23 protein-coding genes and 3 pseudogenes are annotated in these 26,534 nt (G+C 71.3%); 12 read left to right on the top strand and 14 right to left on the bottom strand.

From position 1 onward, the window contains the following. The first annotated feature begins 33 nt into the window (after positions 1 to 33). The 3 genes and pseudogenes from P3T27_RS36835 to P3T27_RS36825 all read left to right on the top strand — a co-directional run. On the top strand, positions 34 to 864 hold the full coding sequence (locus tag P3T27_RS36835; protein WP_280685678.1) for a helix-turn-helix transcriptional regulator: 831 nt from the start codon (positions 34 to 36) through the stop codon (positions 862 to 864). Then, positions 861 to 1,073 carry a DUF397 domain-containing protein gene (locus P3T27_RS36830; protein WP_280685677.1) on the top strand — a complete coding sequence of 71 codons (213 nt, stop codon included), beginning with the start codon at positions 861 to 863 and terminating at the stop codon, positions 1,071 to 1,073. Before P3T27_RS36835 ends, P3T27_RS36830 begins: the two co-directional genes overlap by 4 nt. Positions 1,074 to 1,227: 154 nt before the next feature. After that, positions 1,228 to 1,893, top strand: a pseudogene (locus P3T27_RS36825) (endonuclease/exonuclease/phosphatase family protein); the annotation flags it as partial. Positions 1,894 to 1,912: 19 nt separating this feature from the next. On the opposite strand, the gene P3T27_RS36820 reads toward P3T27_RS36825, so the two are convergent. The 7 genes from P3T27_RS36820 to P3T27_RS36790 all read right to left on the bottom strand — a co-directional run bounded on the left by P3T27_RS36820 (position 1,913) and on the right by P3T27_RS36790 (position 13,457). Further along, positions 1,913 to 4,378: a SpoIIE family protein phosphatase gene (locus P3T27_RS36820; RefSeq protein WP_280685676.1), complete on the bottom strand. Its 2,466-nt coding sequence runs from the start codon at positions 4,376 to 4,378 to the stop codon at positions 1,913 to 1,915. A 148-nt stretch (positions 4,379 to 4,526) separates the two neighbouring features. Then, positions 4,527 to 5,147: a TetR/AcrR family transcriptional regulator gene (locus P3T27_RS36815; RefSeq protein ID WP_280685675.1), complete on the bottom strand. Its 621-nt coding sequence runs from the start codon at positions 5,145 to 5,147 to the stop codon at positions 4,527 to 4,529. Positions 5,148 to 5,272: 125 nt separating this feature from the next. Beyond that, positions 5,273 to 6,886, bottom strand: coding sequence for a 4-coumarate--CoA ligase family protein (locus P3T27_RS36810; protein WP_280685674.1), 1,614 nt, complete (start codon positions 6,884 to 6,886; stop codon positions 5,273 to 5,275). 180 nt (positions 6,887 to 7,066) lie between these two features. Continuing rightward, complete coding sequence (locus P3T27_RS36805) at positions 7,067 to 8,239, bottom strand: acyl-CoA dehydrogenase family protein (RefSeq protein WP_280685673.1); 1,173 nt, start codon at positions 8,237 to 8,239, stop codon at positions 7,067 to 7,069. A gap of 15 nt (positions 8,240 to 8,254) precedes the next feature. Beyond that, on the bottom strand, positions 8,255 to 10,192 hold the full coding sequence (locus P3T27_RS36800) for a biotin carboxylase N-terminal domain-containing protein (protein ID WP_280685672.1): 1,938 nt from the start codon (positions 10,190 to 10,192) through the stop codon (positions 8,255 to 8,257). 23 nt (positions 10,193 to 10,215) lie between these two features. Beyond that, complete coding sequence (locus tag P3T27_RS36795) at positions 10,216 to 11,814, bottom strand: carboxyl transferase domain-containing protein (protein ID WP_280685671.1); 1,599 nt, start codon at positions 11,812 to 11,814, stop codon at positions 10,216 to 10,218. Beyond that, complete coding sequence (locus P3T27_RS36790; RefSeq protein WP_280685714.1) at positions 11,811 to 13,457, bottom strand: DUF1446 domain-containing protein; 1,647 nt, start codon at positions 13,455 to 13,457, stop codon at positions 11,811 to 11,813. The genes P3T27_RS36795 and P3T27_RS36790 overlap by 4 nt, the downstream gene beginning before the upstream one ends. Before the next feature lie 498 nt (positions 13,458 to 13,955). On the opposite strand from P3T27_RS36790, the gene P3T27_RS36785 reads away from it, so the two are divergent. Beyond that, the gene (locus tag P3T27_RS36785; RefSeq protein WP_280685670.1) at positions 13,956 to 14,528 is read left to right on the top strand and encodes a 3'-5' exonuclease; all 573 of its coding nucleotides are present in this window, start codon (positions 13,956 to 13,958) and stop codon (positions 14,526 to 14,528) included. A 332-nt stretch (positions 14,529 to 14,860) separates the two neighbouring features. Here P3T27_RS36785 and P3T27_RS36780 read toward each other — a convergent pair whose 3' ends face one another. Next, the gene (locus P3T27_RS36780; protein ID WP_280685669.1) at positions 14,861 to 15,307 is read right to left on the bottom strand and encodes a DUF1772 domain-containing protein; all 447 of its coding nucleotides are present in this window, start codon (positions 15,305 to 15,307) and stop codon (positions 14,861 to 14,863) included. Positions 15,308 to 15,398: 91 nt separating this feature from the next. Between P3T27_RS36780 and P3T27_RS36775 the strand changes: the two genes are divergently transcribed. After that, complete coding sequence (locus P3T27_RS36775; RefSeq protein ID WP_280685668.1) at positions 15,399 to 15,977, top strand: TetR/AcrR family transcriptional regulator; 579 nt, start codon at positions 15,399 to 15,401, stop codon at positions 15,975 to 15,977. A 390-nt stretch (positions 15,978 to 16,367) separates the two neighbouring features. Here the strand turns inward: P3T27_RS36775 and P3T27_RS36770 are convergent, their stop codons facing one another. Continuing rightward, the gene (locus P3T27_RS36770; protein ID WP_280685667.1) at positions 16,368 to 17,087 is read right to left on the bottom strand and encodes a hypothetical protein; all 720 of its coding nucleotides are present in this window, start codon (positions 17,085 to 17,087) and stop codon (positions 16,368 to 16,370) included. A gap of 474 nt (positions 17,088 to 17,561) precedes the next feature. Here P3T27_RS36770 and P3T27_RS41115 point away from each other — a divergent pair. Next, positions 17,562 to 17,711, top strand: a pseudogene (locus P3T27_RS41115) (3-oxoacyl-ACP reductase); the annotation flags it as partial. An 85-nt stretch (positions 17,712 to 17,796) separates the two neighbouring features. Beyond that, positions 17,797 to 18,102, top strand: coding sequence for a hypothetical protein (locus P3T27_RS41110; RefSeq protein WP_348534195.1), 306 nt, complete (start codon positions 17,797 to 17,799; stop codon positions 18,100 to 18,102). 117 nt (positions 18,103 to 18,219) lie between these two features. Here P3T27_RS41110 and P3T27_RS36760 read toward each other — a convergent pair whose 3' ends face one another. The 3 genes from P3T27_RS36760 to P3T27_RS36750 form a co-directional block, all read right to left on the bottom strand. Then, positions 18,220 to 18,732, bottom strand: a complete 513-nt coding sequence (locus P3T27_RS36760) for a GNAT family N-acetyltransferase (RefSeq protein ID WP_280685666.1) — start codon at positions 18,730 to 18,732, stop codon at positions 18,220 to 18,222. Between the two features lie 156 nt (positions 18,733 to 18,888). Next, on the bottom strand, positions 18,889 to 20,760 hold the full coding sequence (locus tag P3T27_RS36755; RefSeq protein WP_280685665.1) for an endonuclease/exonuclease/phosphatase family protein: 1,872 nt from the start codon (positions 20,758 to 20,760) through the stop codon (positions 18,889 to 18,891). 330 nt (positions 20,761 to 21,090) lie between these two features. Next, the gene (locus tag P3T27_RS36750) at positions 21,091 to 21,990 is read right to left on the bottom strand and encodes a Gfo/Idh/MocA family oxidoreductase (protein WP_280685713.1); all 900 of its coding nucleotides are present in this window, start codon (positions 21,988 to 21,990) and stop codon (positions 21,091 to 21,093) included. A 315-nt stretch (positions 21,991 to 22,305) separates the two neighbouring features. Between P3T27_RS36750 and P3T27_RS36745 the strand changes: the two genes are divergently transcribed. From P3T27_RS36745 to P3T27_RS36735, 3 genes are all read left to right on the top strand, one after another. Further along, positions 22,306 to 22,848: a hypothetical protein gene (locus tag P3T27_RS36745; RefSeq protein ID WP_280685664.1), complete on the top strand. Its 543-nt coding sequence runs from the start codon at positions 22,306 to 22,308 to the stop codon at positions 22,846 to 22,848. Beyond that, positions 22,845 to 23,252, top strand: a complete 408-nt coding sequence (locus tag P3T27_RS36740; RefSeq protein ID WP_280685663.1) for a DUF6262 family protein — start codon at positions 22,845 to 22,847, stop codon at positions 23,250 to 23,252. Before P3T27_RS36745 ends, P3T27_RS36740 begins: the two co-directional genes overlap by 4 nt. Before the next feature lie 72 nt (positions 23,253 to 23,324). After that, positions 23,325 to 24,266 carry a hypothetical protein gene (locus P3T27_RS36735; RefSeq protein WP_280685662.1) on the top strand — a complete coding sequence of 314 codons (942 nt, stop codon included), beginning with the start codon at positions 23,325 to 23,327 and terminating at the stop codon, positions 24,264 to 24,266. Between the two features lie 71 nt (positions 24,267 to 24,337). Here P3T27_RS36735 and P3T27_RS36730 read toward each other — a convergent pair whose 3' ends face one another. After that, on the bottom strand, positions 24,338 to 24,772 hold the full coding sequence (locus P3T27_RS36730; RefSeq protein ID WP_280685661.1) for a hypothetical protein: 435 nt from the start codon (positions 24,770 to 24,772) through the stop codon (positions 24,338 to 24,340). Between the two features lie 43 nt (positions 24,773 to 24,815). Continuing rightward, positions 24,816 to 24,977, bottom strand: a complete 162-nt coding sequence (locus P3T27_RS36725) for a hypothetical protein (RefSeq protein WP_280685660.1) — start codon at positions 24,975 to 24,977, stop codon at positions 24,816 to 24,818. 101 nt (positions 24,978 to 25,078) lie between these two features. Between P3T27_RS36725 and P3T27_RS36720 the strand changes: the two are divergent. Then, positions 25,079 to 25,406: pseudogene (locus P3T27_RS36720) on the top strand (ISNCY family transposase); the annotation flags it as partial. A gap of 218 nt (positions 25,407 to 25,624) precedes the next feature. After that, complete coding sequence (locus tag P3T27_RS36715; RefSeq protein WP_280685659.1) at positions 25,625 to 26,230, top strand: 2'-5' RNA ligase family protein; 606 nt, start codon at positions 25,625 to 25,627, stop codon at positions 26,228 to 26,230. The last annotated feature ends 304 nt before the right edge of the window (positions 26,231 to 26,534 follow it).

Genomic DNA, 26,534 nt, shown 5'->3' with positions numbered 1-26,534 from the left:
GACAGCAATGTCGCGTGAAGGAGCCGAAGGATCATGGCTGAAGCCGAGGTTGACGCCCAAGCATCACCGCAGGTGCGCTTTGGCCAGGAACTTCGCAGTTCACGACGGGCAAGGCGCTGGTCGCAGGCCGCAACTGCCAAGCGTCTGGGGTATTCAGGCGCGCACATCTCATATGTCGAGAACGGGAAGCGTTCCCCAACACGGTCGTTGGCGGTTAAGGCCGATGAGGTGTTCGAGTCAGGCCAACGGTTCTACGAGTTGTGGCGACGATTCAGCCGCGCAGCGCTTCTTGAAGGCTTCGCCGAGTTCGCCGACGCCGAAGCCCGGTGCCGGCGGCTGAGAACGGTCGGCCTGATCATCGTCCCTGGACTGTTCCAAACCCCTGCCTACGCAAGGGCGCTGGCACAGGCAGCCGTCAGGCGCGGCACGATCACCGCCGCTGAGGCCGACGAACGCACCGACTATCTGTCGCTACGTCAGGAGATCCTCACCCGGAAGACTCCCCCGATGTTTCACGCAGTGCTCGAAGAGGGCGTTCTCCTCCGCCCCGTCGGCGGTCCGCAGGTCATGGCCGAACAGCTCCACCACCTTGAGGAGCTGGCCCAACGCCCGAACGTCACGCTGCAGGTCGCTCCGTTCGGAATCGGCGAAAACCTGGCGTTCAAGCTGCCAATCGTCCTGTTGGACCTGCCAGACCATACGGTCGTGGGGTACGCGGAATCGACGGCGAAGGGCCATCTTGAGCGGTCTCGCACAACGGTTGCAGCATGGGAGAGAGAGTACGATCAGATGCTGGTGGAAGCGCTGCCGCAGGCCGCATCCCAGGCGATGATCCGCAGGGCCCGAGAGGAACTCCAATCATGACCGACCGCGTAGACCTGTCCGGCGCTTCCTGGGTCAAGTCCTCGTACTCCGACAACGGTGGTGACTGCGTAGAGGTCACCGCCGACTTCCCCGCCCTTACTCCCGTCCGTGACTCCAAGGACCCCGAGGGTCCTGCCCTCGTCTTCCCCGCCGACGCCTGGTCGTCGTTCGTCGCCGCCGTCCGGGCCGGCGAGTTCGGCGAGGTCTGACACACCCGCGCTGTCCGAGCCCCACTACCCGCAGCGGGTAGTGGGGGCTCGCGTGTTTCGGCCGGTGACAGTGTTTCAGCCGCGTTCACCGCATGCTCGTCCGTGGTCTTGTGCACCGCGCGGGCGACGACGTTGGATGTACACCATCCACTGACCGGTGGTCGGCCGCTCCACCAGCGGCTGGGACGCCACCTCCGGCAGCTACAGCTCGACCACCCCCGAGGACGGCAGGGTGACCCTGCTCAGCAAGTGGCCGATCCTGCGCAAGGAGCAGTACGTCTTCAAGGACGCCTGCGGTTCGGACTACTGGTCGAACAAGGGCTTCGTCTACGCCGTGCTGGACGTGAACGGCCTGCGCACCCACGTGGTCGGCACCCACCTGCAGTCCACCGACTCGGGCTGCTCCAGCGGCCAGCCGGCCGCCGTCCGCGCCAGGCAGCTCACCGCCATGCGCGACTTCCTGGACGCCAAGCGGATCCCGGCGAACGAGCCGATCGTGCTCGCCGGCGACCTCAACATCGACTCGCACGGCTCCGAGTGCCAGGCCCTGCTCGACAACGCCAACCTGGCCCCGGCCTCCGCCCGCACCGGCTGGCCGTACTCCTTCGACACGGCCGACAACTCCATCGCCGCCTACCGCTACCCGGGCGAGCCCGAGGAGGACCTGGACTACGTGCTCTACCGGGCCGACCACGCCCGCCCGCAGCAGTACGCCAACCAGGTCCTGCGCACGCACAGCGCGCCGTCGACGGTGAGCAGTTGGGGCAAGAGCTACACCTACACCGACCTGTCCGACCACTACCCGCTCGTCGCACGCTGACCCGCCCGACGGACAGGCCCTAGCCTGCCCCGAAGGGCAGTTCCAGCTCGGCCCAGACCACCTTGCCGTCCCTGGTCAGCCGGCTGCCCCAGCGCTGGGCCAGCTCGCTGACCAGGAACATGCCGCGCCCGCCCTCGTCCTGTTCGGCGAAGGGGCGCAGCTGCGGGGTCGGCCCGCCGGCGTCGGCGACCTCCAGGGTGAGCACCCGGTCGCGGAACAGCCGCAGCCGCCGCGGCGCCTCGGCGTGCAGCAGGGCGTTCGTGACCAGCTCGCTGACCAGCAGCTCGGCGTAGTCGGCGAGGGCGGACAGGCCCCAGGCGTCCAGGGTGGCGCGGGTGAAGCGGCGGGCCTTGCCGGGCAGGCGGCCGCCGCCGGTGAGCGGGAGGGTGGCGACCCGGTCGGCGGGCAGTGGCAGCACCCTGGCCATGATCATCGCGATGTCGTCGTCGGTGCCGTCGGTGACGAGCGCCCGGAGGACGGCGTCGCAGCTCTCCTCCAGCGTCCGGCCGGGCCCGGAGAGGGTGCGGGCCAGCACGTCGATGCCCTCGTCGAGGTCGCGGCCGCGCCGCTCGACCAGCCCGTCGGTGTAGAGGGTGACCATGCCGCCCTCGGGAAGGGTGAACTCGATCGACTCGAAGGCCACCCCACCGACGCCCAGCGGCACGCCGGGCGGCACCTCGATCCTGCTGGCGGTGCCGTCGGGGGCGACCCAGACCGGCGGCAGGTGGCCGGCCGCGGCGATCTGGACGGTGCGCTCCAGCGGGTCGTAGACCGCGCATATACAGGTGGCGAACTGGCCCTCGCCGATACCCGACGCGGTCTCGTCCAGCCGGGTGAGGACCTGCTCGGGCGGCATGTCGAGAGTGGCGAGCGTCCGGGCGACGGTGCGCAGCTGGCCCATCGTGGCGGCGGCCCGGATGCCGTGGCCCATCACGTCGCCGACCACCAGGGCGACCCGGCCGCAGGACAGCGGCACCACGTCGAACCAGTCGCCGCCGACCTCGCTGACCACGCTGCTGGGCAGGTAGCGGTAAGCGATCTCCAGGCCCAGGGTGCGGTGGATCTCCTGCGGCAGCAGGCTGCGCTGCAGGGTGAGCGCGGTCTCCCGCTCGCGCCGGTAGAGCCGGGCGTTGTCGATGGCCAGGGCGGTGCGGGCGACGAGTTCCTCGGCGAGCGCCACATCGGCGTCGCTGAACGGCTCGGGGTTGCGCATCCGGATGAACTCGGAGCCGCCGAGCACCATGCCCCGGGCGGTGAGCGGCACCATCAGGTACGAGTGGATGCCGGCTGCTATGCCGGGGGCGACCCGGTCCTCGCTGGCGACCAGGCCGCGCAGCACCTCGGCGTCCACGTGGGAGCGCAGCAGGGGACGGCCGCTGCGCAGGCACTGGGTGTAGCTGCGGTCGGGGGCGTACTCGGAGGCCTCGCCGACGGTGTCCACGGCGTGCGCGAGGCCCGACTCGTAGGACTCGCCGACGGCGACGGCACGCAGCGTGATCGTCCGGTCGGCGGGGATCGCGGTGGGCTCGGCCCCGCGCAGCACCGGCTCCAGCAGGTCCACGGTGGCGAAGTCGGCGAACCGGGGGACGACGGCCTCGATCAGCTCCTCGGCGGTGCGCTGGAGGTCGAGGGTGGTGCCGATCCGGGCGGTGGCCTCGGCGATGGTGGCGAGCCGCTCCTGGGCGCGGGCGGCGCGGGCCTCGGCCTGGAAGCGCTCGGTGACGTCGATGATCGACGAACAGACCCCGAAGACCTGGCCGGTGGAGTCCTCCAGCCGGAAGTAGGAGGCGGACCAGGCGCGGTCGTGTGTCGGGTCGCCGGGTACCCGGCCGTGCGAGCGGGCGTCCACCACGGGCTTGCCGGTCTTGAGCACCTGTCTCATGATCTGCTCGATCTCGACGCTGTTGATGCCCGGCAGCACCACCGATAGCCGGCGGCCGAGGTGGCCGGCGACCGTGACGCCGTTCATCCGGGCCAGCGCCTCGTTGAGCCGGACGAAGCGCAGCTCGGTGTCGTAGACGGCCATGCCGATCGGCGAGCGGCCGAAGACGCCGTCCAGGACCGCGAGGTCGGCCTCGATCGCGTGCAGGGCACGGGTGTCGGAGGCGGTGGCGAGCAGCAGCAGGGTGCCGGCGGGTCCGGCGATCGGGTAGGTGCGGCACTCCAGCTCGACCCGGTGGCCGTCGCGGTGGCGGACCGGGAAGACGCCGGACCAGCCGGTGCCGGCCATGATGTCGGCGAACAGGGCCAGCACCTCGGGGCGGTCGGTGCCGTCGGTGAGCAGCTGGGCGGCGTAACTGCCGACGGCCTCCTCGGCGGAGTATCCGAGCAGCGCCTCGGCGTCCTCGCTCCAGTGCAGGATCAGGCCGTCGTCCTGGAGCAGGGCCGTCGCGAGCGGGACGATCCGATGGCCATCGGGGCGTACGGGGGCGCCGCCAGGTACGGTGCCGGCGGCGTCGGTCGCGTCCCACTCGTGTCCGTGCATGATCAGGCAGCACCCCGGTTCGGCTCGTGCCCGGCCGGGTGGGACTCGCGGTCCGTGTCGGCCGGGGTTCTTCTCCAGACTGCACGGACATCGGCCGCCCGGCGACCCCTTGGTCAGGGGCCGTCCGGTCGCTCCGGTTGTACGGGCGTCATGGGCGTACCGGCCGCAGCGTACTCTCCAGAACGCCGGTCCACTGCCGGATCACCCCGGATCGTCGGACGCTGTCGTCGGTGAGCAGGTTGGCCAGGCCGAGCCCGCGGGCGAGGTCGAGGGTGGCCTGCACGGATTCGCGTACGCCCGGCCGGGTCTCGTCGGCGTCCAGGAACTCGACGGCGGCCCGGTGGGCCTCGCGCCCGACGTGCCCTTCCAGGGCGATGATCCGCTCGCGCAGCGGCTCCTCGGTGGCGGCGGCCGTCCACAGGTGCAGCGCGGCGCGGAACAGCGGGCCGGTGTAGAGGCGGACGATCATGTCCACGACGGCCCGGGTGCGGTCGGGGCCGGCGGCCGGCAGGTCGTCCGCGTGGGCGCGGACGGCTGCCAGCCGCTCGGCGGTGACGTGCTCGACGGCCGCGGTGAACAGGTCCTCGCGGGTCGGGAAGTGGTGCTGGGCGGCGCCACGGGAGACCCCGGCGCGTTCGGCGACCACGGTGACGGTGGAGCCGTGCCAGCCGAGCTCGGCCAGGCAGTCCACGGCCGCCGCGAGCAGCCGGGCCCGGGTCGCGCGGCTGCGGTCCTGCTGGGGGGTGCGGACGGCGGGGTGGCTGGTCATGGCTGGCGGCGGTTCCTGTTCCGGTGAGGGCTCGGCGGGCCGGTCCTGCCCGGTGGGCCCGTCCTGCTCGGCGGGTCGATCTTCACAGACGGGCGCCGGTCTTCGCCCGCCGGGGCCCCGGCCGGTCAGCGGGCGGCCTCGGACGCGGCGGCGTGGCGCTCGGCCTCGCGGGCGCGCAGCTCGCGGCGGAGGATCTTGCCGGCCGCGGACTTGGGGACGGCGTCGACGAACTCGACCGCGCGGACCTTCTTGTACGGGGCCACCTGCCCGGCCACGTACGCGGTGACCTCCTCCGCGGTCAGGCCGCTGCCCGGGACCCGGACCACGAACGCCTTGGGACACTCGGTGCCGTCGGCGTCCGGGACGCCGATCACGGCGGCGTCGGCGATCTGCGGATGGCCGAGCAGCACGGCCTCCAGTTCGGCGGGGGCCACCTGGTAGCCCTTGTACTTGATCAGCTCCTTCACCCGGTCGACGATGTACAGGTAGCCGCGGTCGTCGACGAAGCCGACGTCGCCGGTGTGCAGCCAGCCGTCGGCGTCGATCATGGCGGCGGTGTCGGAGGGGCGGCCGAAGTAGCCCTTCATCACCTGCGGGCCGCGGATCAGCAGCTCGCCCCGCTCGCCGGGCCCGAGGTCGTCGCCGGCACCGTCCAGGGCGGTGACCCGCAGCTCGGTCGAGGCGATCATCCGGCCCACCGACCCGGGCGAGGGGTCGCGCTCCAGCGGGGAGACCACGTGGGAGACCGGGGACAGCTCGGTCATGCCGTAGCCCTGGAGCAGGTGCGGCAGACCCAGGCGGCGGGCACAGGCGGCGGCGAGCTCCGGATCCAGCGGGGCGGCGGCGCACAGCAGGTACTCGACGGAGGAGAGGTCGAAGCGCTCCACGGCCGGGTGCTTGGCGAGGGCGAGCGCGATCGGCGGGGCGACCACCAGCGCCTGCACCCGCTGCTCCTCGATGGTGCGGCAGAACTGCTCCAGGTCGAAGCGGGGCAGCACCACCACGGTGGCGCCGCAGCGCAGCGGCTGGTTGAGCAGCGCGGCCAGGCCGTAGATGTGGAAGAACGGCAGGACGGCGAGCACCCGCTCGCCCTCGGCGGGCCGGTAGACGGAGTCGACCTGGGCGAGGTTGGTGGCGATCGAGCGGTGGGTGAGCATCACGCCCTTGGGCAGGCCGGTGGTGCCGCTGGAGTAGGGCAGCACCGCGATGTCCTCGCCGGGGTCGACGGCGACCTCGGGGGCGGGGGCGGTGGCGGCCAGCAGGTCGGCGAGCGAGCGGTGGCCCTCGGCGCCGTCCAGGACGAGGATCTCGGCCAGCGGGCGGCCCTGCTCGGCGAGCAGGTCGGCGGCCTTGCGGGCGGTCGGCAGGAACGGGGAGACGGTCACCAGCCAGCGGGCGCCGCTGTCGCCGAGCTGGCCGGCCAGTTCGGCGGGCGTGGCCAGCGAGGACACCGTGGTCACGGTGGCGCCGGCCCGGGTGGCGCCGTAGAACGCCATCGGGTAGCCGATCGTGTTGGGGCTGAACAGGGCCAGTACGTCGCCGTGGCGCACCCCGGCCTCGGCCAGCCCGGCGGCGACCCGCTCGACGGCGGCGGCGAGCCGCGCGTAGCTCACGCACTCCCCGCTGACGCCGTCGATCAGGGCCGGCCGGTCGCCGTGGCGCGCGGCGCCGCCGAGCACCGCGTCATGGATCGGCAGATCGACCACGGGGACATCGGGAAACTCGCTACGGAACACCAAGTTGTGCCTCCACAAAGGTAGTTGACGCATGAACGGACCCGATGGCGGGTCGACCGAGGGCGTGAACAGGAGCATACGGACCGTAAAGTCCAGCACTGCAAAGTTCGCCGAGATATCCCTCTGGTGACCCACCCGGAGCCCGTCCGGCACTCCCTGATGGGACAGGACCTTCGGCCGGTCTCAGTACGACTTCGGCAGGCCGAGGGTGTGCTGGGCGACGTAGTTGAGCACCATCTCGCGGCTGACCGGGGCGACCCGGCCGACCCGGGTGGCGGCCAGCAGTGCGCCCAGCCCGTACTCCTGGGTGAGGCCGTTGCCACCGAGGGTCTGCACCGCCTGGTCGACCGTCCGGGCGGCGGCCTCGCCGGCCGCGTACTTGGCCATGTTGGCGGCCTCCCCGGCGGCCACGTCCTCCCCCGCGTCGTAGAGCAGCCCGGCCTTCTGGGTCATCAGCCGGGCCAGCTCGATCTCCACCGCGCACTGAGCCAGCGGGTGGGCCAGTCCCTGGTGGGCGCCGATCGGGGTGGACCAGACGGTACGGGTCTTCGCGTACTCGACGGCCTTGCCGAGCGCCTGGCGGGCCAGGCCCAGGGAGAAGGCCGCGGTCAGGACCCGCTCGGGGTTGAGGCCGGCGAACAGTTGGAGCAGACCGGCGTTCTCGTCGCCGACCAGGGCCTCGGCGGGCAGCCGGACGTCGTCCAGGAAGACCTGGAACTGCTTCTCGGGGGCGACGAGTTCCATCGGGATCGCCCGGTACTCGAAGCCGGGGGTGTCGCGCGGGACGACGAACAGGCAGGGCTTGAGCCGGCCGGTGCGAGCGTCCTCGGTACGGGCGACGAACAGCACGGCGTCGGAGTGGTCGATGCCGGAGACGAAGACCTTGCGGCCGGTCAGCAGCCAGTCCTCGCCGTCGCGGCGGGCGACGGTGGAGATCCGGTGCGTGTTGGAGCCGGCGTCCGGTTCGGTGATGCCGAAGGCCATCTTGCGGCTGCCATCGGCCAGTCCGGGCAGCCAGCGCCGCTTCTGCTCCTCGGTACCGTAGCGGGCGATCACGGTGCCGCAGATCGCCGGGGAGACGATGAGCAGCAGCAACGGGCAGCCGGCCGTGCCCAACTCCTCCAGCACGATGGCCAGATCGGTGATGCCGCCGCCTCCGCCGCCGTACTCGGCGGGCAGGTTCACCCCGAGGTAGCCGGCCTTGCCGGCGTCCGCCCACAGTTCGTCGGCGGGCTCACCGGCCCGGGCCTTGGCGAGGTAGTAGGCCGAGCCGTAGCGGCGGCCGAGGTCGCCGACGGCCTGGCGCAGGGCCCGGCGTTCGGGGGTCTCTATGAGCTGACTGCCGATGGTGGACATGCTGGTCCTTCCGGGTCAGGCTGTGGCGGGTTGCACGACGGCGAGCAGGGTGCCGAGTTCGACCTGTCGGCCGGGGACGGCGCGCAGTTCGACCAGGACGCCGTCGGCGGGGGCGGTGACGCGGTGCTCCATCTTCATCGCCTCCAGGACGAGCAGCGGCTGTCCGGCGGTGACGGTGTCGCCGACGGCGGCGGTGGTGCGAACGACGGTGCCGGGCATCGGGGCGAGCAGCGCGCCGGGGTCGATCCGGGTGGCGGGGTCGGGGAAGCGCGGCAGGGCGGTGAGCGCGATGCCGCCGTCCGGGGTGTCGACGTACACCCGGTCGCCGTAGCGCGCGACGCGGTGGCCGCGTCGCACGGCGCCCTCGCGCAGCGTGACCTGCCCGGGTGCGGCGTCGACGAGTTCCGCCCCCGGGTGGCCGTCGGCCAGCAGGCCGTCGCGGGTGAGGCGGTAGCGGACCTCCACCTCGGTGCCGTCGTCGGCCCGGTAGCGCTTGGACTGCGACTGGGAGGGCAGGTTGCGCCAGCCGGAGGGCAGGGCGCCGTGCGGCGCGGTGCGGCGGGCGGCGGCGTCGGCGAGGGCGGCGGCCAGGGCGGCGCGCGCGGTCTCCTTGCGGTCCGGGGCGGTGAGGTCGGCCGCGTGCTCGGCCAGGAAGCCGGTGTGCAGGTGTTCGGCCAGGAAGGCCGGGTGCCGCAGCGCGCGAACCAGCGACTCCCGGTTGGTGGCCGGGCCGTGGATCCGGGCGCGGGCGAGCGCGTCGGCCAGGCGGCGGGCGGCGGCGGCGCGGGTCGGCGCCCAGGCGATCACCTTGGCGAGCATCGCGTCGTAGTGCGCGGTGATCTCGCCACCGGCCGCCACACCGGAGTCCAGCCGGACGCCCTGGCCGGTGAACTCCTGGTGCGGCACGGTGAGTTCGAGGCGGTGCAGGGTACCGGTGGCGGGCTGCCAGCCCTTGGCCGGATCCTCGGCGTACAGCCTGGCCTCGATCGCGCAGCCGGTGCTCGGCGGCGGGACCGGCCCGGGCAGCCGCTCCCCCTCGGCGACGGCGAGTTGGAGCGCCACCAGGTCCAGTCCGGTGACCGCCTCGGTGACCGGGTGCTCGACCTGGAGGCGGGTGTTCATCTCCAGGAAGAAGAAGCGGCCGTCCGCGGCGAGCATGAACTCCGCGGTGCCGGCGCCGGTGTAGCCGATCGCCCGGGCGGCGCTGACGGCCGCCGCGTGCAGGGCGGCGCGCACCACATCGGGCAGGCCGGGGGCCGGGGCCTCCTCGATCACCTTCTGGTGGCGCCGCTGCAACGAGCAGTCCCGGTCGCCGACCGCCCAGACCGTACCGTGCGTGTCCGCCAGCAGCTGGACCTCGACGTGCCGCCCGGTGGGCAGGTAGCGCTCGCAGAACACCTCGTCCGAGCCGAAGGCCTTCGCCGCCTCGGCGCGGGCCGCGGCCAGTTCGGCGGGCAGCTCGGCCAGCGTGCGCACCACGCGCATGCCGCGGCCCCCGCCGCCGGCCGCGGCCTTGACCAGCACCGGCAGGTCGGCCTCGGCGGGCTCGGCGAGGGCGGCCAGGACGGGCACCCCGGCCTCGGCCATCAGCCGCTTGGCCGCCGTCTTGGAACCCATCGCGGCGATCGCGGCCGGCGGCGGGCCGACCCAGACCAGCCCGGCGTCCAGCACGGCCTGCGCGAACTCGGCGTTCTCGGACAGGAATCCATACCCGGGGTGGACGGCGTCCGCCCCCGCCTCCAGCGCGGCGCGGACGATCAGGTCGGCGCGCAGGTAGGTGTCGGCGGGCGCGGCGCCGGGCAGCCGGACGGCCGCGTCGGCCTCGTGGACGTGCGGGGCGTCGGCGTCCGGATCGGAGTGGACGGCGGTGGTCGCGATGCCCAGCGCGCGGCAGGTGCGGAAGACCCGGCGGGCGATCTCGCCCCGGTTGGCGACCAGCAGGTTGGTGATCATGTCTCTTCCCTCACAGCTCTGGCTCACATCCGGAAGACGCCGTAGCCGCGCGCGCCCTCGACCGGCGCGTTGTGGATCGCGGACAGGCAGAGGCCGAGCACCGTACGGGTGTCGCGCGGGTCGATCACGCCGTCGTCGTACAGCCGCCCGGACAGGAAGACCGGCAGCGACTCGGCCTCGATCTGCTGCTCGACCATGGCGCGGATCGCCGCGTCCGCGTCCTCGTCGTACGGCTGCCCCTTGGCGGCGGCCGACTGGCGGGCGACGATCGAGAGCACCCCGGCGAGCTGCTGCGGGCCCATCACCGCGGACTTGGCGCTCGGCCAGGCGAACAGGAAGCGCGGCTCGTACGCCCGCCCGCACATGCCGTAGTGGCCGGCGCCGTAGGAGGCGCCGAGCAGCACGGAGAGGTGCGGCACCCGGGAGTTCGCGACGGCGTTGATCATCATCGCGCCGTGCTTGATGATGCCGCCCTGTTCGTAGTCCTTGCCGACCATGTAGCCGGTGGTGTTGTGCAGGAACAGCAGCGGGATGTCCCGCTGGTTCGCCAACTGGATGAACTGGGCGGCTTTCTGGGACTCCGCGCTGAACAGCACGCCCTGCGCGTTGGCCAGGACGCCGACCGGGTAGCCGTGCAGCCGGGCCCAGCCGGTGGCCAGGCTGGCGCCGTAGAGCGGCTTGAACTCGTCGAAGTCGGAGCCGTCGACGATCCGGGCGATCACCTCGCGCGGGTCGAAGGGCACCTTGAGGTCACCCGGGACGATGCCCAGCAGCTCCTCCTCGGCGTACCTCGGCGGCTCGGCGAGCCGATCCGGAGCGGGGCCGGGCTTGCGGTGGTCCAGCCGGGCGACGATCCGCCGGGCCAGGCGCAGCGCGTCCGCCTCGTCCGCCGCGAAGTGGTCGGCCAGGCCGGAGGTGCGGGCGTGCATCTCCGCGCCGCCCAGCGACTCGTCGTCGGCCTCCTCGCCGGTGGCCATCTTGACCAGCGGCGGGCCGCCGAGGAACACCTTGGCCCGCTCCCTGACCAGCACGGTGTGGTCCGACATGCCGGGGACGTAGGCGCCGCCGGCCGTGGAGTTGCCGAACACCACGGCCACGGTGGGGATTCCGGCGGCGGAGAGCCGGGTGAGGTCGCGGAAGAGCGCGCCGCCGGGGATGAAGATCTCCTTCTGGCTGGGCAGGTCGGCGCCGCCGGACTCCACCAGGTTCACCACCGGGAGGCGGTTGTCGAACGCGATCTCGTTGGCGCGCAGGGCCTTGCGCAGGGTCCACGGGTTGCTGGCGCCGCCGCGCACCGTCGGGTCGTTGGCGGTGATCACGCACTCCACGCCCTCGATCACCCCGATACCGGTGACCAGCGCCGCGCCCACCGGGTAGTCGCTGCCCCAGGCGGCCAGCGGGGAGAGCTCCAGGAACGGCGAGTCCGGGTCGACCAGCAGCTCGATCCGCTCGCGCGGCAGCAGCTTGCCGCGGGCGCGGTGGCGGTCCACGTACTTCGGACCGCCACCGGCCAGGGCCTTGGCGTGCTCGGCGTCCAGCTCGGCGAGCTTGCCGAGCATCGCGGCCCGGTACTCGGCGTACTCGGGCCCGACCGGGTCGACGCGGGTGGGCAGCACGGTCACAGCAGGGTCTCCGGGATGTCGAGGTGGCGGGAGCGCAGCCACTCCCCGAGGGCCTTGGCCTGCGGGTCGAAGCGGTGCTGGGCGGCGACGCCCTCGCCGAGCAGGCCGGTGAGGGTGAAGTTGACCGCGCGCAGACTCGGGAGGAGGTGCCGGGTGATCGGCAACTCGGCTGTTTCGGGCAGGAGTTCGCGCAGCTTGTCGACGGTGAGGGTGTGCGCGAGCCAGCGCCAGCCGGCCTCGGAGCGGGCCCAGACGCCGAGGTTGGCGTCGCCGCCCTTGTCGCCGCTGCGGGCGCCGGCCACCAGGCCGAGCGGGGCACGGCGCAGCGGCCCGGCCGGGGGGTCGCCGGGGAGGTCCGGCTCCCCGGCTGCCGGCTCCTCGGTCCGGGCGGGTCGGGCGGTCACCGGCGCCGGCGGGACGGCGATCCGGCGGCCGTCCGGCAGGACGGCGGTGTGCTCGACGGCCTTGGCGTCGACGTACGCGGCGGTGAACACCCCGTACGGCGCGCCGGGGCCGGGCGGGGCGGTGAGGTGGAAGCCCGGGTAGCCGGCCAGGCCCAACTCCACGGCGGCCTTGCCCAGTTCGCGGCCGACCTTGGCCGGGTCCGGGTCGCGGGCGGTCAGCCGGAGCAGCGCGGAGGCGGCCTCCTCGGTCGCGGCGTCCGGGTGGTCGGTCCGGGCGAGCGTCCAGCGCAGTTCGGCGGGCCGGGCGGCGGTCGGCAGGGCGTCGGCGAACTGCCGTTGCACCAGGGCGGCCTTGGCCTCGATGTCCAGGCCGGTGAGGACGAACACCACCTCGTTGCGGTGGCCGCCGAGCCGGTTCAGGCCCACCTTCAGCGTGGGCGGCGGCGCCTCGCCGCGCACCCCGTCGATCCGGACCCGGTCCGGGCCCTGCTCGGTGAGCCGCACCGAGTCCAGCCGGGCAGTGACGTCCGGGCCGAGGTACCGCGCTCCGCCCGTCTCGTAGAGGAGTTGGGCGGTGACGGTGCCGGTGGTGACGGCGCCGCCGGTGCCCGGGTGCTTGGTGATCACGCTGGATCCGTCGGCGTGCAGTTCGGCGATCGGGAAGCCGGGGCGGGTGACGTCGTGCTCGCGGAAGAACGCGTAGTTCCCGCCGGTCGCCTGGGCGCCGCACTCCAGGACGTGCCCGGCGACCACCGCCCCGGCGAGGGCGTCGAGGTCCGCCGCCGTCCAGCCGAAGTGGGCGATCGCCGGCCCGGCCACCAGCGCCGCGTCGGTGACCCGCCCGGTGACCACCACCTCGGCGCCCGCGTCCAGGCAGGCCGCGATACCGAAGCCGCCGAGGTAGGCATGGGCAGCCAACAGCCCCTCGGGCAGGTCGAGTTCGGCGCCGCGCGGCAGCAGGTCATCCCCCTCGACGTGGGCCACGGCCACCGTGAGGCCCTGGCGCTGCGCCAGGTTCCGCAGCTCGGCGGCGAGTCGGGCCGGGTTCAGCCCGCCCGCGTTCACCACGATCCGCACCCCGCGCTCCTGCGCCAGACCGAGGCACTCCTCCATCTGCCGCAGGAACGTTTGGGCGTACCCGAGCGACGGGTCCCTGAGCCGGTCCCGGGCCAGGATGAGCATCGTCAGCTCCGCCAGGTAGTCCCCGGTGAGCACGTCCAACGGCCCGCCGGTGAGCATCTCCCGCACCGCCGCGAAGCGGTCCCCGTAGAAGCCCGAGGCGTTGCCGATCCGCAGTACCGAGCTCGCGCGCGCCAAGACGCCTCCCCTGCCGGTGAGTTGGCGACGCCCCCACACGAGCGCCGTCGGGCAGCAGCGTGGCACCGGGCGGAGAAAAAAGCAATCATGCCTGCTTGTTTAGCGCCACCGGGCCGAGGCTCGGCCGCCCTCGGTTTGTGACCGTCAGCGATTGATGGCGATGGTCAGCGATAGTTGGCGGCTCGCCGTTCCCGTCACGGCGAGTGACTGCGAATTTTCGGTCCTGTCGCACTGAAGCTGGCGGATGCTCACCGCTTCGCGCGCCGAGTGGCGAACATCGCCTGGTTCGGGACCGGGCCCGCCCGATCGCGACGCCGCCCCGCATCCGTCGCCTGCCCGGGGGTGGCGGCACCACCGCATCCGCACCGCAGCAGGGAAATCCAGGTGCCCCGGCCGCCACTCGTCCCTACGCTTCCCGCCATGGACAGCACCGGGGCCGAGCGGCTCCTGAACGTCGTGGATGTCGAAGCCACCTGCTGGGCCCGCGGCCAACCACCGGGCGCGGTCAGCGAGATCATCGAGATCGGGCTGACCGTCGTCGACCTGGCCACCGCGGAGCGCCTCGCCCGGCATCGGATCCTGGTGCGTCCCGCCCGGTCGACGGTCAGCGAGTTCTGCACGGAGTTGACCGGCCTCACACAACACGAGGTGGACGGAGGGGTCAGCTTCGCCGAGGCGTGTCGGCTGCTGGCGGCCGAACACCACGCCGGGTCCCGCCCGTGGGCCAGTTGGGGCGACTACGACCGCAACCAGTTCACCCGGCAGTGCCAGGACACCCGGACGCCCTATCCCTTCGGCCGGCACCACACCAACGCCAAGGCGGCCTTCACCGAGGCATACGGCCTGCGCAAACGCCCTGGCATGGCGCAGGCCCTGGAGATCGCCGGGCGGCGGCTCGAAGGCCGCCACCACCGCGGCGAGGACGACGCCTGGAACATCGCCGCCCTCGTTCTCCACCTGTCCGAGCGGGGCGTGTGGCCGGATCCGTGCTGACCGCGCTTGGCATCCCTCCACACGCAGAGGCTTGACAGCAGATTGGGGCCGGGCGCATCAAGACGGATCTCCGGGACTGGCTCTCAGCCCACGGCATATTCCGCGGAAGCCGGATTCACTGAGAATCCTGCGCCGAATGTTCTCAGCCGACGTGGCAACCCCACAGCTGAGGACGAGATCCAAAGACAAGCTCGCCGAGACAGGACATCGATGGAGGAAGAACCTCCGGTAGAGGGGGTCCTGCGTTCCGAGGACGGTGCGGATCCGTGCGAATCGTCGGCTACCGCCTGCGGAGTGGAGGGGTGCGCGCCGCCTGCACTCGGCCTGCGGGCTCAGGTGAGGGCGGCGGCCAGCAGGGTGAAGGCGGCGATGATGACGGCGACGCGGACGTAGTGGAAGCGGTCCCAGCGGTTCACCTGCTCCTTCCAGTCGGCGGGCCGGTTCTCGGGGGTCCACGTCTTGCTCCGGTTGTTGATCGGGACGAGCAGCAGGATCGACATGATCACGCTGACGATCAGCAGCCCGGCGGCGGTGACGACGAGGCCGGTGCCGGAGTGGTGCCATCCCGCGATGGCCCAGACCGCGGCGAGGACGAGCGACCCGATGTACCAGAACGGCATCACGGCGCCGAGCATCCGGCCCCCGTGGGCGCGGCCGAGTTGGCCACTGTCGTCGGGGAGTGCGTCGAGGATCCGGTTGATGATGAAGGCAACGGAGAACTCCACCCCCACCATCACTCCGACGACCACGGTGGTGACGACCTTGAGTGCGTCGAGCATGATGACCCCTCCTGGGATCTAGCGCCGCTAGATGATGAGGTAACGCTAGTACTGCCGCCGCTCACTTGTCTAGCGATGCTAGGATCGAGTCATGTCGGTACAGGAACGCAAGGAACGCGAACGGGCGAGCCGCGAGCGCCTCATCGTGGCGACGGCCCGCGAACTCGCCGAGCAGCAGGGCTGGGACGCGGTCACCACCCGCCGGCTCGCCGAGCGCATCGAATACAGCCAGCCCGTCCTCTACAGCCACTTCCGCGGCAAGCGCGAGATCATCGGCGCCGTCGCCCTGGAGGGTGCCGCCGAGATGGCCGCGGCACTGCGGGCCGCGACCTCGGCCGCGGACGGCCCTCGCGCCCGGGTCACCGCCCTCGCCCGCGCCTACCTCGACTTCGCCGAACGCAACCCGGCGGTCTACGACGCCATGTTCCAGCTCGACGGCGGCCTGGCCTTCGCGGAGGAGGACACCCCGGAGCCGCTGAAGGACGGCTTCGCCGCCCTGCTGGAGACTCTCGCCGAGGTCGCCGGGGACGGCGTCCATCCGGCACTGTTCACCGAGGTGTTCTGGGCGGCCCTGCACGGGCTGGCCACCCTGACCCGGGCGGGACGGCTTCCGCCGGCGGAGGCCGAGCGGAGGGTGGAGCTGCTGGTGAGCCGGCTCGCCGTGGTCTGACACACCGTCCGGGCGGACGGGCAGCCGGGGCCTTCCGGCCCGGCTGCCGGCGTACGGCATCGCCACGCAAGAGCCACCGCGCCGAGAATCCGCCAGCACGAACGAGACCGAGCGGGAGTCCGACAGCTTCCATGCAACAGGACCGGCGAAGCCAACCGGTTGAGCCGTGACAGGATCGTTGGAACCGCCAAGGCGTGCTGACCTGGCCGTTCTCGGGGTGGGTGACACGCTTGTTGGAACTGATTTGCCAAGCTTCCTGGAACCAAGCGGTCAGTTGTCATTCATGTTGGAACCACTTCCGAAGGTCGCTCTCCTTACGACTACGCCGTCGAGGACTGGCTCGCCAACCGCTGAGCCCGCCAGCAGTTCCCCGCGCCCCTGGACAGTGCCTCAGCTCCAGTCGAAGGTCAGCAGTGCGAGCCGCTCAACGGGCTCGAAGAACAGCAGAATCGAGTCGGCGCCCGAGCGTCGGTAGTGCCAGCCCGGCACCGACGCCACAAAGTGGAACGGGTTTCCGGCCGGACTGACCGGCCACGCGCTGTCGTCGTCGTACTCAACGCGGAACAGCTCGGGCTGGACCCAGTTGTCGTGAGGGTCCGCGTTGCCGCCGAGCTGCTCCAGCAGTGCCATGGCGTTGGACTCGTCATACCGCAGGGACCCGTCGTTGTGACGCATGAGCAGGATGCCCTCACGGCGGAAGGCGTCCCGGTGCGCCAGGTAGCTGCGGCCCTCGGAGTCGCAGTGCTCGTCGAGCCGCGTACGGAACCCAGGCCAGGGGTCGGGCAGTTCCTCGGAGGTCGTCGCCCGCGCGAAGTAGCGCAGGTCGCCGAGTAGGCGGTAGCGGTCGTCCTCCATCGAGAACCCGAGCCAGTTGGTTCTCTGCAGGGGTGAGTGGAATGCCTCGGTGTGGTCGCCGAGGTAACCTTCCGCCGGTTCCAGTGGGCTGACCAGATGGATCCACCCGTGCCAGGCCGGGTCCACTCCGGCGAGATCGATCGAGATCAACGGGTGCAGGTGCTCTGCCAGTTCGACCTGGTCGGTGATGAACACATCCGCGGGATCGGGGTAGACCCGCAACCCTGTCCCGGCCGTCATGACGTCTTCCTGCATCTGGAGCCTCCGTCGTTCTCCCCCGGCGATCGGCCGGGCTGCCAGCACGTGTGATCGATCGACGGACAGTCAACCCCACCCATCGGACACTCGCAGCCGTTCACCTCACGTCAGCCTGCCCCTGTGGCCGGATTCAGGTGAGTCGTCGGGGTAACGGACAGAAGAAGCGGCGGGCGTTGTGGTCGGCTGAAGCCGAAGCCCGGATGACGTCAACGAGTTGGCGCGCGTTCTCGCGGCCGCCCGGGCCGAGGTCGGGGCGTCCGTCGGTGGCAAGACCCTGCGAAAGCTCCTCCTGCGCCAAGGCGACCTTCCAAGAAGATCGGCACTGATGCCGAGGCAAGACCATGGCATTCAATCCCAAGATCGATTCCGGCGCCCCCGGCACGCCGCATGCGGCGGTAGCGGCGGGCGACGGTCGACTCGGAGAGCCCGAGAACCAAGCTCCACGATCTCGCCGAGACCGCCGGCGGCAGGGTGGAGATCGAGACGTTGGACATCAACGAGCCGGAGCCGATCGCGGCGCTGCGCAGGCGCCTGGACGGCCGAGCGCTGGACATCCTGTTCGTCAACGCGGGAATCACCACTCGGGACGAACACATCCCGATCGGCGAGGTCACGACCGAGGAATTCAACGACGTCATGCTCACCAACGCGCTGAGCCCGATGCGCGTCATCGAATCCCTGCAGGACCCTCGTCACCCCGACCGGCTTGATCGGTGCGATGTCGTCCGGCCAGGGCAGCATCGCCAACAACGAGACCGGGCTGCGGGAGGTCTACCGAGGCGGCAAGGCGGCGCTGAACCAGTTCAGGCGAAGCTTCGCAGTCCGCCAGCCCGAACCGGCACGCACGCTGCTGGCCATGGCACCCGGCTGGGTTCGCACGGATCTGGGAGGATCGGACGCCCCTCTCGGCGTCGAGGACAGCATTCCCCGGCTGGTGAACGTCATGCTCGCTCAGTTCGGCACCCCCGGCGTGCAATTCGTCGACTACCGGGGCCGAACCGTTCCCTGGTAGCTACGCGAGTTGATCAGCCGACGGCAATCACCTGAAGGCGAGCTCATGGGGGCTGCCGCCGAGAGCGGACGTACTCGGGGTGGGTGCCAGGGACGGTTGCGGCCTGTCCGGTTGCGGTCAGTCCAGGGGGAGGGCCATCTCCAGGATCCGGGCCTGCGGGTCGAGCCGGTAGGGGGTCTCGCCGCCGGTGTAGGCGAAGCCGCGGCGCAGGTAGAAGGCGGCGGCGCGGGCGTTCTCCTCGTGCACGCCGAGCAGCATCCGCTTGGCGCCGCCCTCGGTGCGGGCCCAGTCGATGACGGCGTCCAGCAGGGCGTCCGGCACGCCGCGCTCGCGGCCGCGGTGGTCCCCCGCCACCCAGACGCCGACCAGGACGACGGTCGCGGCCTGCTCCTCGTCGGGGAAGGAGAGCATCGTCCCGACCCACTCGCCGTCCGCGTCGACCGCGACCAGGCCGACCCTGCCCGGCTCGTTCGCCCGGGACGTCCGGGCCCGCCAGTCGGCCTCGCCGAGGGCCAGCGCCGTCTCATGGGTCTCGCCGAACGCCATGGGGAAGTCCAGGAGTTGGGCCAGCCGCGCCTTCCGCAGACGCTGCCAGTCCTCGACGCCGATCCGCTCGATCCGGTACCGCATACCCGCCGACCCCCGCTGCCGTAGCTGCCTTCGCCGACGGTGATCACCGTCGGCGAAGGCAGCATAGTCCCAGGTCAGGGACGGCTCCCCCCTGCAGCCCCGGCGCCGGTGGGTGCCGGTGGGGTCGCCGGCGGTCGCGCTCGGGCTGGTGCCGGGTCAGGGCTTGATGCGGACGACCTGGGGGTCGTGGTCGCTGGCCTGCTGGGCGAACTCGGCGTTGATGTGCACCACGTCGTACTTGGCGTAGCCGACCTCGGGGCTGACCAGGATGTGGTCCAGCACCTGCGAGTTGCCCTGGTAGACGTAGGAGTACTGCTCGGTCTCCGGCAGCTCGTTCACCAGGTCGCGCAGCACGCCGTCCTTGGTGAGCGCGGCCAGCGCGGGCGAGAACTGGTAGTCGTTGAAGTCGCCGAGCGAGACGACGCGCGCCTCCTTGTCGGCGGCCAGCAGCTTGGCGACGAAGGCCTGCTCGATGGTGGCCTGCTTGACCCGCTGCACCTCGGAGCTGCGGGCCGGGGCCTGGAAGCGGCTGTCGATGCCCTGGTCGCCGCCCTTGCTGTTGAAGTGGTTGGCGATCACGAAGAGCTTCTTGCCCCGGAAGGTGAACTGGCCGACCAGCGGCTTGCGGCTGCTGGTCCACGCCTCGTCGGTCGGGGCGATCCGGCCGGGCGAGGCGGTCAGGACGATGGTGGCGCCGGCGCCGGCGACGTCCACGGCGCTGGTGGCGGTGCCGCCGGGGATGTCGGTGAAGGAGACCCGCTGCGGGTTGAACAGGAACACCTGCCGGATGTTGCCGCCCGGCTCGCCGCCGTCCTTGCCGTCCTGCGGGTCGATCGAACGCCAGTCGTAGGCCGGGCCGCTGGCCGCCTTGATCGCGGCGATGAACTTGGCGACGGTCTGGCTCGCGTCCACCGTGCCGTCGCTCTTGGCGCCGTTGTTGTCCTGGATCTCCTCCAGGGCCACGATGTCGGGCGAGCGCAGGTTGGTGACGATGCCCTGGGCCAGCTCGGCGAACTTGGCGTCCGGGTTGCCCGGGGCCAGGTTCTCCACGTTGTAGGTGGCGATGGCGAGTTCACGGTCGGTGGCCTTCGCCGTCACCTCGCGCTGGAGGTGGTTGTCCTGCAGCGTGCCCATGGTGCCGGCGACGAGCGTGTAGCCGCCGAACTGGTTGTAGTCCAGCGGGCCGGTGGTGGTGCCGGTCAGTACGTCGCCCACGTTGGCCACCGGGAAGGGCTGCTGGGAGACCGGCGCCTGCTGCTGCACCATCAGGCGGCCCACGTTGGGCTCCGCGTACGACTCGTACAACACGCCGCCGCGCTTGCTGCGCTGGTCCTGCCGGTCGGCGGCGACCCACAGCTCGTTGTACTTGTCCGTCGCCTGTATCACCCGGACGTCCTTGACCTGGACGAGCATGCCCTCCAGCGACTCGTAGAAGTCCAGGGCGTACTTCTCCGGGTTGAGCGGCACCGAGTCGACGGTGCCGTCGGGCCCCGCCGGCGGGGTGTAGGTGCCGGGGATGTTGCGGGTGTCCACGACCACCGGGGCGGGCAGCGGGTTGCCGGAGGAGAGCACGGTGACGGCGGGGCCGGTGATCTCGGTGACGGACTGCGAGCCGCCGGAGAGGTTCGGGTAGTACTCGGTGACCTTGCCGCTGACCAGGACCGAGTCGCCGGCCTTCACGGTCGGGTTGCCGCCGGTGTAGACGAAGATGCCCTCGCTGGTGGCCGGGTCGGCGTCCGGGTTCGGGTCCTGCATCCAGAAGCCCTTGGAACTGCCGTACGCGCGCACGCCGGTGACGACGCCGGGCACGCCGGTGACGGGCTTTCCGGCTTGCGGGGAGATCCGGGTGGTGCCCTGGATGTCGTGGATGCGCAGCGGTCCGGCCTCGGTCGGCCCGGCCGGGGCGGCGGCGGGCGCGGCGCTCGCGGCCGGCAGCGGGACGAGCACCAGGGAGGCGGCCAGGCCGGCCGGGAGGATCGCGGCGCGCAGCAGCGCCCGGCGGAGGCGGGGGGCGGGGGCGGTGGTCACCGGGACATGACTCCTAGCTCCGCCGTGCGGCACGGTCGTGACACGGCGGTCGAGGGTGAGGGCGGGGCGTCGAGCGTCCACCCGGCGGGTCTGGGGCCGCCGGGCCGTGACGAGCGGTCAGGCGGCGCGCCTACCGCACGCGCTACCCGCGTAGAGGAAGCGGAAGCCGGTCACCCGCCCCCCGCAGCGCCCCCAAGATACGCGCGTAGAAAATGACGCGACAAGACCCCGTCAGTGAACTCTTGGTTCCGCTCCCCCGGCGGCCGCCCCCGCGATGCGCCCCGGCCGCCGCCCGGGCCGCCGCCACCCGCAGCGGCCCGGTGGCATCCCTCAGGCGGACTCGATCCGCTCCACGATGAGTTCGCAGAGCTCGTGGGTGCGCAGGGCGTCGTGGGCGTCAACGGTCTTGCCGGTGCGGACGGCGTCGAGGAAGGCGAGGACGACCTGCTCGATGCCGCGCTGGCGGGCGACGGGCACCCAGTCGCCGCGCCGGCGGACGGTGGGCTGGCCACGGTGGTCGATCACCTCGGCCAGGTTGTGGACCTCGCGCTTGGAGTCGGCGCCGGAGACCTGGAGAATCTCCTCGGTGGAGCCGGACACCCGGTTCATGATGCCCAGCGCCGTGAAACCCTCCCCGGCGAGGGTGAGGACGAGGTGCTCCACGAGGCCGTCACGCACCCGGGAGCGGACGTCCACGTGCTCGACCTCACCGGGAGCCAGGAAACGAAGCACATCCACAACATGGACAAAATCGTCGAAAACCATCGGCCTCGGCGCCTCCGGCAGGCCCTCCCGGTTCTTCTGCAGCACGATCAGGTCACGCGGCCGCTCCTTCGCCTGAACATAACCCGGCGCATAACGGCGGTTGAAACCCACCATCAGCGAACAACCCGTACGGTCCGCGAGGTCGACCAGCCGACGGGAACCCTCCAGCGTGTAGGCCAGCGGCTTGTCCACGTACACGTCGACGCCCGCGGTGAGCAGCCGCTCCACAATCGGAACGTGCTGGTCGGTGGCCGCGTGCACGAACGCGGCCCGGATCCCGCTGCCGACCAGCTCACCGAGATCGGTGAACCGCTTGCCCGGATCGACGCGGTAGCTGTCGCCGATCCGGTCGAGCTTGGCCCGATCCCGGGTCATCAACCGCAGATCCAGACCCGGCAGAGCCGCCAGGACCGGCAGATACGCCTTCTGCGCGATGTCGCCGAGACCGATCACCCCGACCGGCAGCAGGGCATCGGGGACAAGGATCGGACTCATCGGCTCTCCTGTGGGCATAGGTGATCATCGGCCGCACCCACCCTATTCGCCAGGCACCGCACACCACACAGCACCGCCCACGCCACAGGGCGACCAGCACCATCGGCTGCGAGCCTTCGTCGAACTCCACCACCCCGGCAGCGGCGACGAGCACACCACAGCTCAGCTGGGGCCGAGTCTCGCATCACCTGCCGACAGTGGTCGCGTCGGTTTGCCGGCTGCTCAGAAGCCATCAGCCGGCAACTGGGCCGTCTACGCCGCGAACCGGCCGTCCCGGGCGCCCTGATGCGGCAGGCATTCGGACACTTCCAATACCCGACTCCATCATTAAAGACCCTCTCAGTCACCGCCGAGCGGGAGTTCCTGCGCTACAAGAAGGTCACCGCGGACGGCAGGACAGCCGCTGTCGACCCGAGCGACCTCTACGACCTCCTCCACCTGGACCAGCGCGCCGACCGCGTTCTCCCCAACGGCTGGTGCATGCTGCCACCCAAGCAGATCTGTTCCAAGGGCAACGCCTGCCTGGCCTGCGACAAGTTCGTCACCGACGCCAGTCACCACGACGAGCTCCAGCGCCAACTCGCCCAGACCGAAACCCTGATCACCCGCCGCCAGGCACGGTTCACCGCCCGCCACAGCGAGCCCATGGGCGAGGAAAACGTCTGGCTCGCCGGCCGCCTCTCTGAGACGCGGGCCCTGAGCAAGGTGCTGGTCGCGCTCGACCAGATCGGCGTTCACGACGACGGACAACTCCGTGCAGTCCGGGGGGCTGGTACGAGTGACCGGCCGGAGCTTCCTGCCGCGCAACCGAAGGAGCCAACCGCATGAGCCCGCTGCCGGAGCACCTGCAACAGGCCACCCGGTCGCGCACCGAGAAGGCGGAGAAGCGCGCCCGCGCCGCCCTCTCCCAGCTGACCAAAGCCGGAGAGCCCGTCGCTTTCACCGCGGTTGCCCGCAAAGCGGCGGTGAGCACCGACTTCCTCTACAAGCATCCGGAGCTCCTCCTCCTGATCGAACGGCACCGCACCAAGGGAGGTCACATTCCCGGCACGCGTCCTGTAGAGGCCAAGCCGCCGTCAGCCTCAGCGGCTGTGCGGGCCCTGAGCGCACGCCTGTCTCAGCGGCAACAGGCTCACCGGGAGGAGATCGCACGCCTTCGGAAGGCGTTGCAGATCGCCCAGGGTGAGAACTTGGAACTTCGTCGGCGCCTGGCCCAATTCGCCCCAACCTGACAGCGGCCGGTGCGTCCGGGCCATGGGCTATGCTCGCGACTCGAACACCCTCTGACGTGAGAAGAAGACCCGGTGGACGACAGGATCGCCCGGATCCAGGCCAAGCTCGCCGCCCTACCGCCAACGGAGAAGGCTTCTCTCGGCCCCGTGCTCACCGAGCCGCAGGTCTCGGAGTTCGAGGACGCCCACGGTGTCCGACTTCCCGAGGAATTCCGCCAGTTCGTCACCCGAATCGGCCATGGCGGATACGGTCCGACCTACGGCCTCTTGCCGATGAAACGGTGGGTGACCGGGGCCGCGAGGGCCAAGAGCGGAATGCCTGGCGAGCCGTTCCCGATCGTTCCTGACCTGGAGATCTCCACTCAACCGGACGCGCGGAGCTGCCTCACACACTCCTTCCCAGGCACCATCACGGTCGTCTACCGGGGCTGCAGCGACTTGACTCTGCTCGTCGTCACAGGGCCAGGCCGCGGGCGTCTGGTAGAGGTCAACTCCGAAGGCTTCTTCCCCCCTCGCTTCCACGCCGACTCGGACTTCCTCTCCTGGTACGAGCGATGGCTGGACTTCGTACTGGCCGGACATCGTGATCTGACCTGGTTCGCGGACCAGATGGCCGGCGACGAGGGGGAACTGGTGGCCACGCTCTTGAACGACGCTCTCGCGACACGGCGTCGCGCCGCCGCATACACCTTCATCACCTACCCGAGTCCGAGCAGATCGCTCCCAGACGTACTGACGCGAGCACTGGCAACGGAAGCTCTCCCAGCCGTGAGGGAAACAATTCTTCGTTCCCTTGCCGCCCAAGGAGAGTACGGCTGCAACCTCCTGGCCACCGCGTTCACAGACCCAGCCCCGGACGTCCGTTCCCTCGCGGCCATCCTCATGACCACGCCCACAGCGCTGGGCCGCCAACTGAGCACACCGCTACGGCAGGCTCTCAGCAATCAGCTGGCGATCGAGCAGGACCACTCAGTGCGCGAGACGATCCAGAGGGCCCTCAACCATTCACGCTGACCCCGCGGAGCCGGACATCTACTGCCCGTCAACGACATGCCGCTCGCGGCTTCAACTGCAGGCAAAGCTCCCTATGTTGTCGCAGCTACGGATACCATGTGGTCGATGTCGGGTGCCTTGGCGTCGGTGAATGTCTTGTCGTCGTAGGGGCTGGTCCACACACCGGACACGGCGCGACAGAGTTCGTCCTGGACGACGTTCTGGCCGTCGCGGGCGAGGACGACCTCGCGGGTGTCGCACTGCCCGTACTGCTTGATCCAGTGCGGGAACTTCTCCCGGGTGTACCCCTCCATGGAGTGCGGGGCCTCCACGACGAGCTGGTTGAGTTCGGCACGGGCCTGCTCGGCCGGAGGCGGCTCGGTCAGCTCACGGTGCTGAGCGACAATGAAAGCTGCGGGAGCGGCCGGCGACACTGCGGCGGCGGCCGGAGCGGCGGCGGGGATCAGCGCGAGGGCAAGTGCGGCGGCAGTGGTGGCGCCTCGGCGCCACCAGACAGAAGTGATCATGCAGCAAGGGCTACCGGCCCCGGGACGGACGGCTGGCGTACCGTCACCCGGAGGTCGGCGTGGCGCCGGTCTGGTTGACGCGGGCCGCCGCGGATTCGGGCTGTCCCGCGGTCCGGCTGGAGGTCCAGGCTTGGAGGTAGGCGGTCCAGTCAGTGGCCGCGCGGGAGCGCCACCGCGTGACGGTGTTGAGGTGGAGGCCGAGCATGGGGGCGAGGCGGTGGGCAGCGCAGCGATCCGGGACCGCCGGGGTGGGAAGGCCGGGGGCGCAATATCGTTCGAGTGAACGTCGAGGGTGCCCCGCAGTGCCCGTGGATCACGTGGTTCATCGACTGTGCGACGAAGGCGGTTACCGGCGTTGCGGTCACGCCACACCAGCCGTCAAGGGATGCGGTGCTGGCCGCGCTGCGCATCGGGATCAGCCGCGAGGAGCCCTTCCCGTTCGGCGGCTTGCCGTCGCTGGTGCGCATCGACCGTGGCAAGGAGTTCCTGTGCCGAACGGTGACCCAGGCGCTGGGCGCCTTCGCAGTGCCGCTCCAGGACCTGCCTGCCTACACCCCGCACCTGAAGGGCACGATCGAGCAGCTTGAACGACGCGGTGGAGGAGATGCTGCTGGTGTCGTTGCCCGGCTACACCCGCCGCGCTCGCCCGCTCCGGGTACGCGCCGTGCTGATCTGCGCCGACGACGACGCGATCCTGCACGGCCGGCGGGCCCACGCCGACAACCACGATCTACACGTCGCCTGGAGCCCGGACGGCCGGCCCACACTCGTCCTGCCCTGGGACGAACCCCACGACGACCACGCGGCCGTCTCCATGGAAAACCGGCCTTCCCGGTCCCCCACCATGGAGGGATGGACAGACACCCGATCGACGTTCCGGGCGTCCTGGACGTCGGACCGACACCCCGGACAGCGCTTGCCTGGCTGCCGCCGGCGGAACTGTGGCAGGCCGTCCAGCGGATCCGGGAGGAACACGATCCGCAGATCCGCCGCTGGCCGCCGCACGTCAACGTGCTGTTCGGCTTCGTCTCGGAGTCAGACTTCGGGCCCGCACTCCCGCTGCTGGGCGCCGCCGCGGCCGAGCACGCCCCGTTCACCACGCGTCTGCACGGGGTACGCCACTTCCCCCACCGCCACGACGCCACGGTCTGGCTCGACCCGGCGAGCGACGGCCCCGGCCCGTGGCAGGCGCTCCACGGCTCGCTGGCGGAGCGCTTCCCCCGCTGCCGGGGCCGGGCGGACGACTTCACACCCCACCTGTCCTTGGGACGGACCCGGAACCCACGCCAGCTCGCACCCGAACTGGCCGCCCGCCTGGGCACCACCTCGACACGGGTCACCGAACTCACCCTCCTCTCCCGCCGGGGCGACGGCCCGATGCGGGCCCGGTTCACAGTCGAGCTGGGCACAGGCGAGATCCGACAGCTGCCACAACTGCCGGACCTCGGGCCCGCGTGAGCGCGGGTCTCAGCTCCCCACCGACGCGTTCGAGCTCATCGGCGGCAACCTGGTGCCCAGGATCCCGCCGTTCACCCCGCTGCACGGGCTCCCCCGCGGTTTCGGTCCACGGAAGTCGCCAAGCCCCGACCCGCCCCATGGCCTCCGCACTGTTCGGGTCCCCTGGTGCTGCCCACTCCGACCAAGCGGGAGCTGGTGACCGCGCTGGCGCCTGCCCCGGCCGGGGCTGGAAACGGAGCACCAGCCACCGCGCCAGTTCCCGACCCTACTGAGCCGCGCGAAGGCAACCGGTCAGTCCTGGACC

It is taken from the genome of Kitasatospora sp. MAA19 (genome assembly GCF_029894125.1).
Taxonomy (GTDB): domain Bacteria; phylum Actinomycetota; class Actinomycetes; order Streptomycetales; family Streptomycetaceae; genus Kitasatospora.
This window is presented reverse-complemented; position numbering and strand designations above follow the sequence as displayed.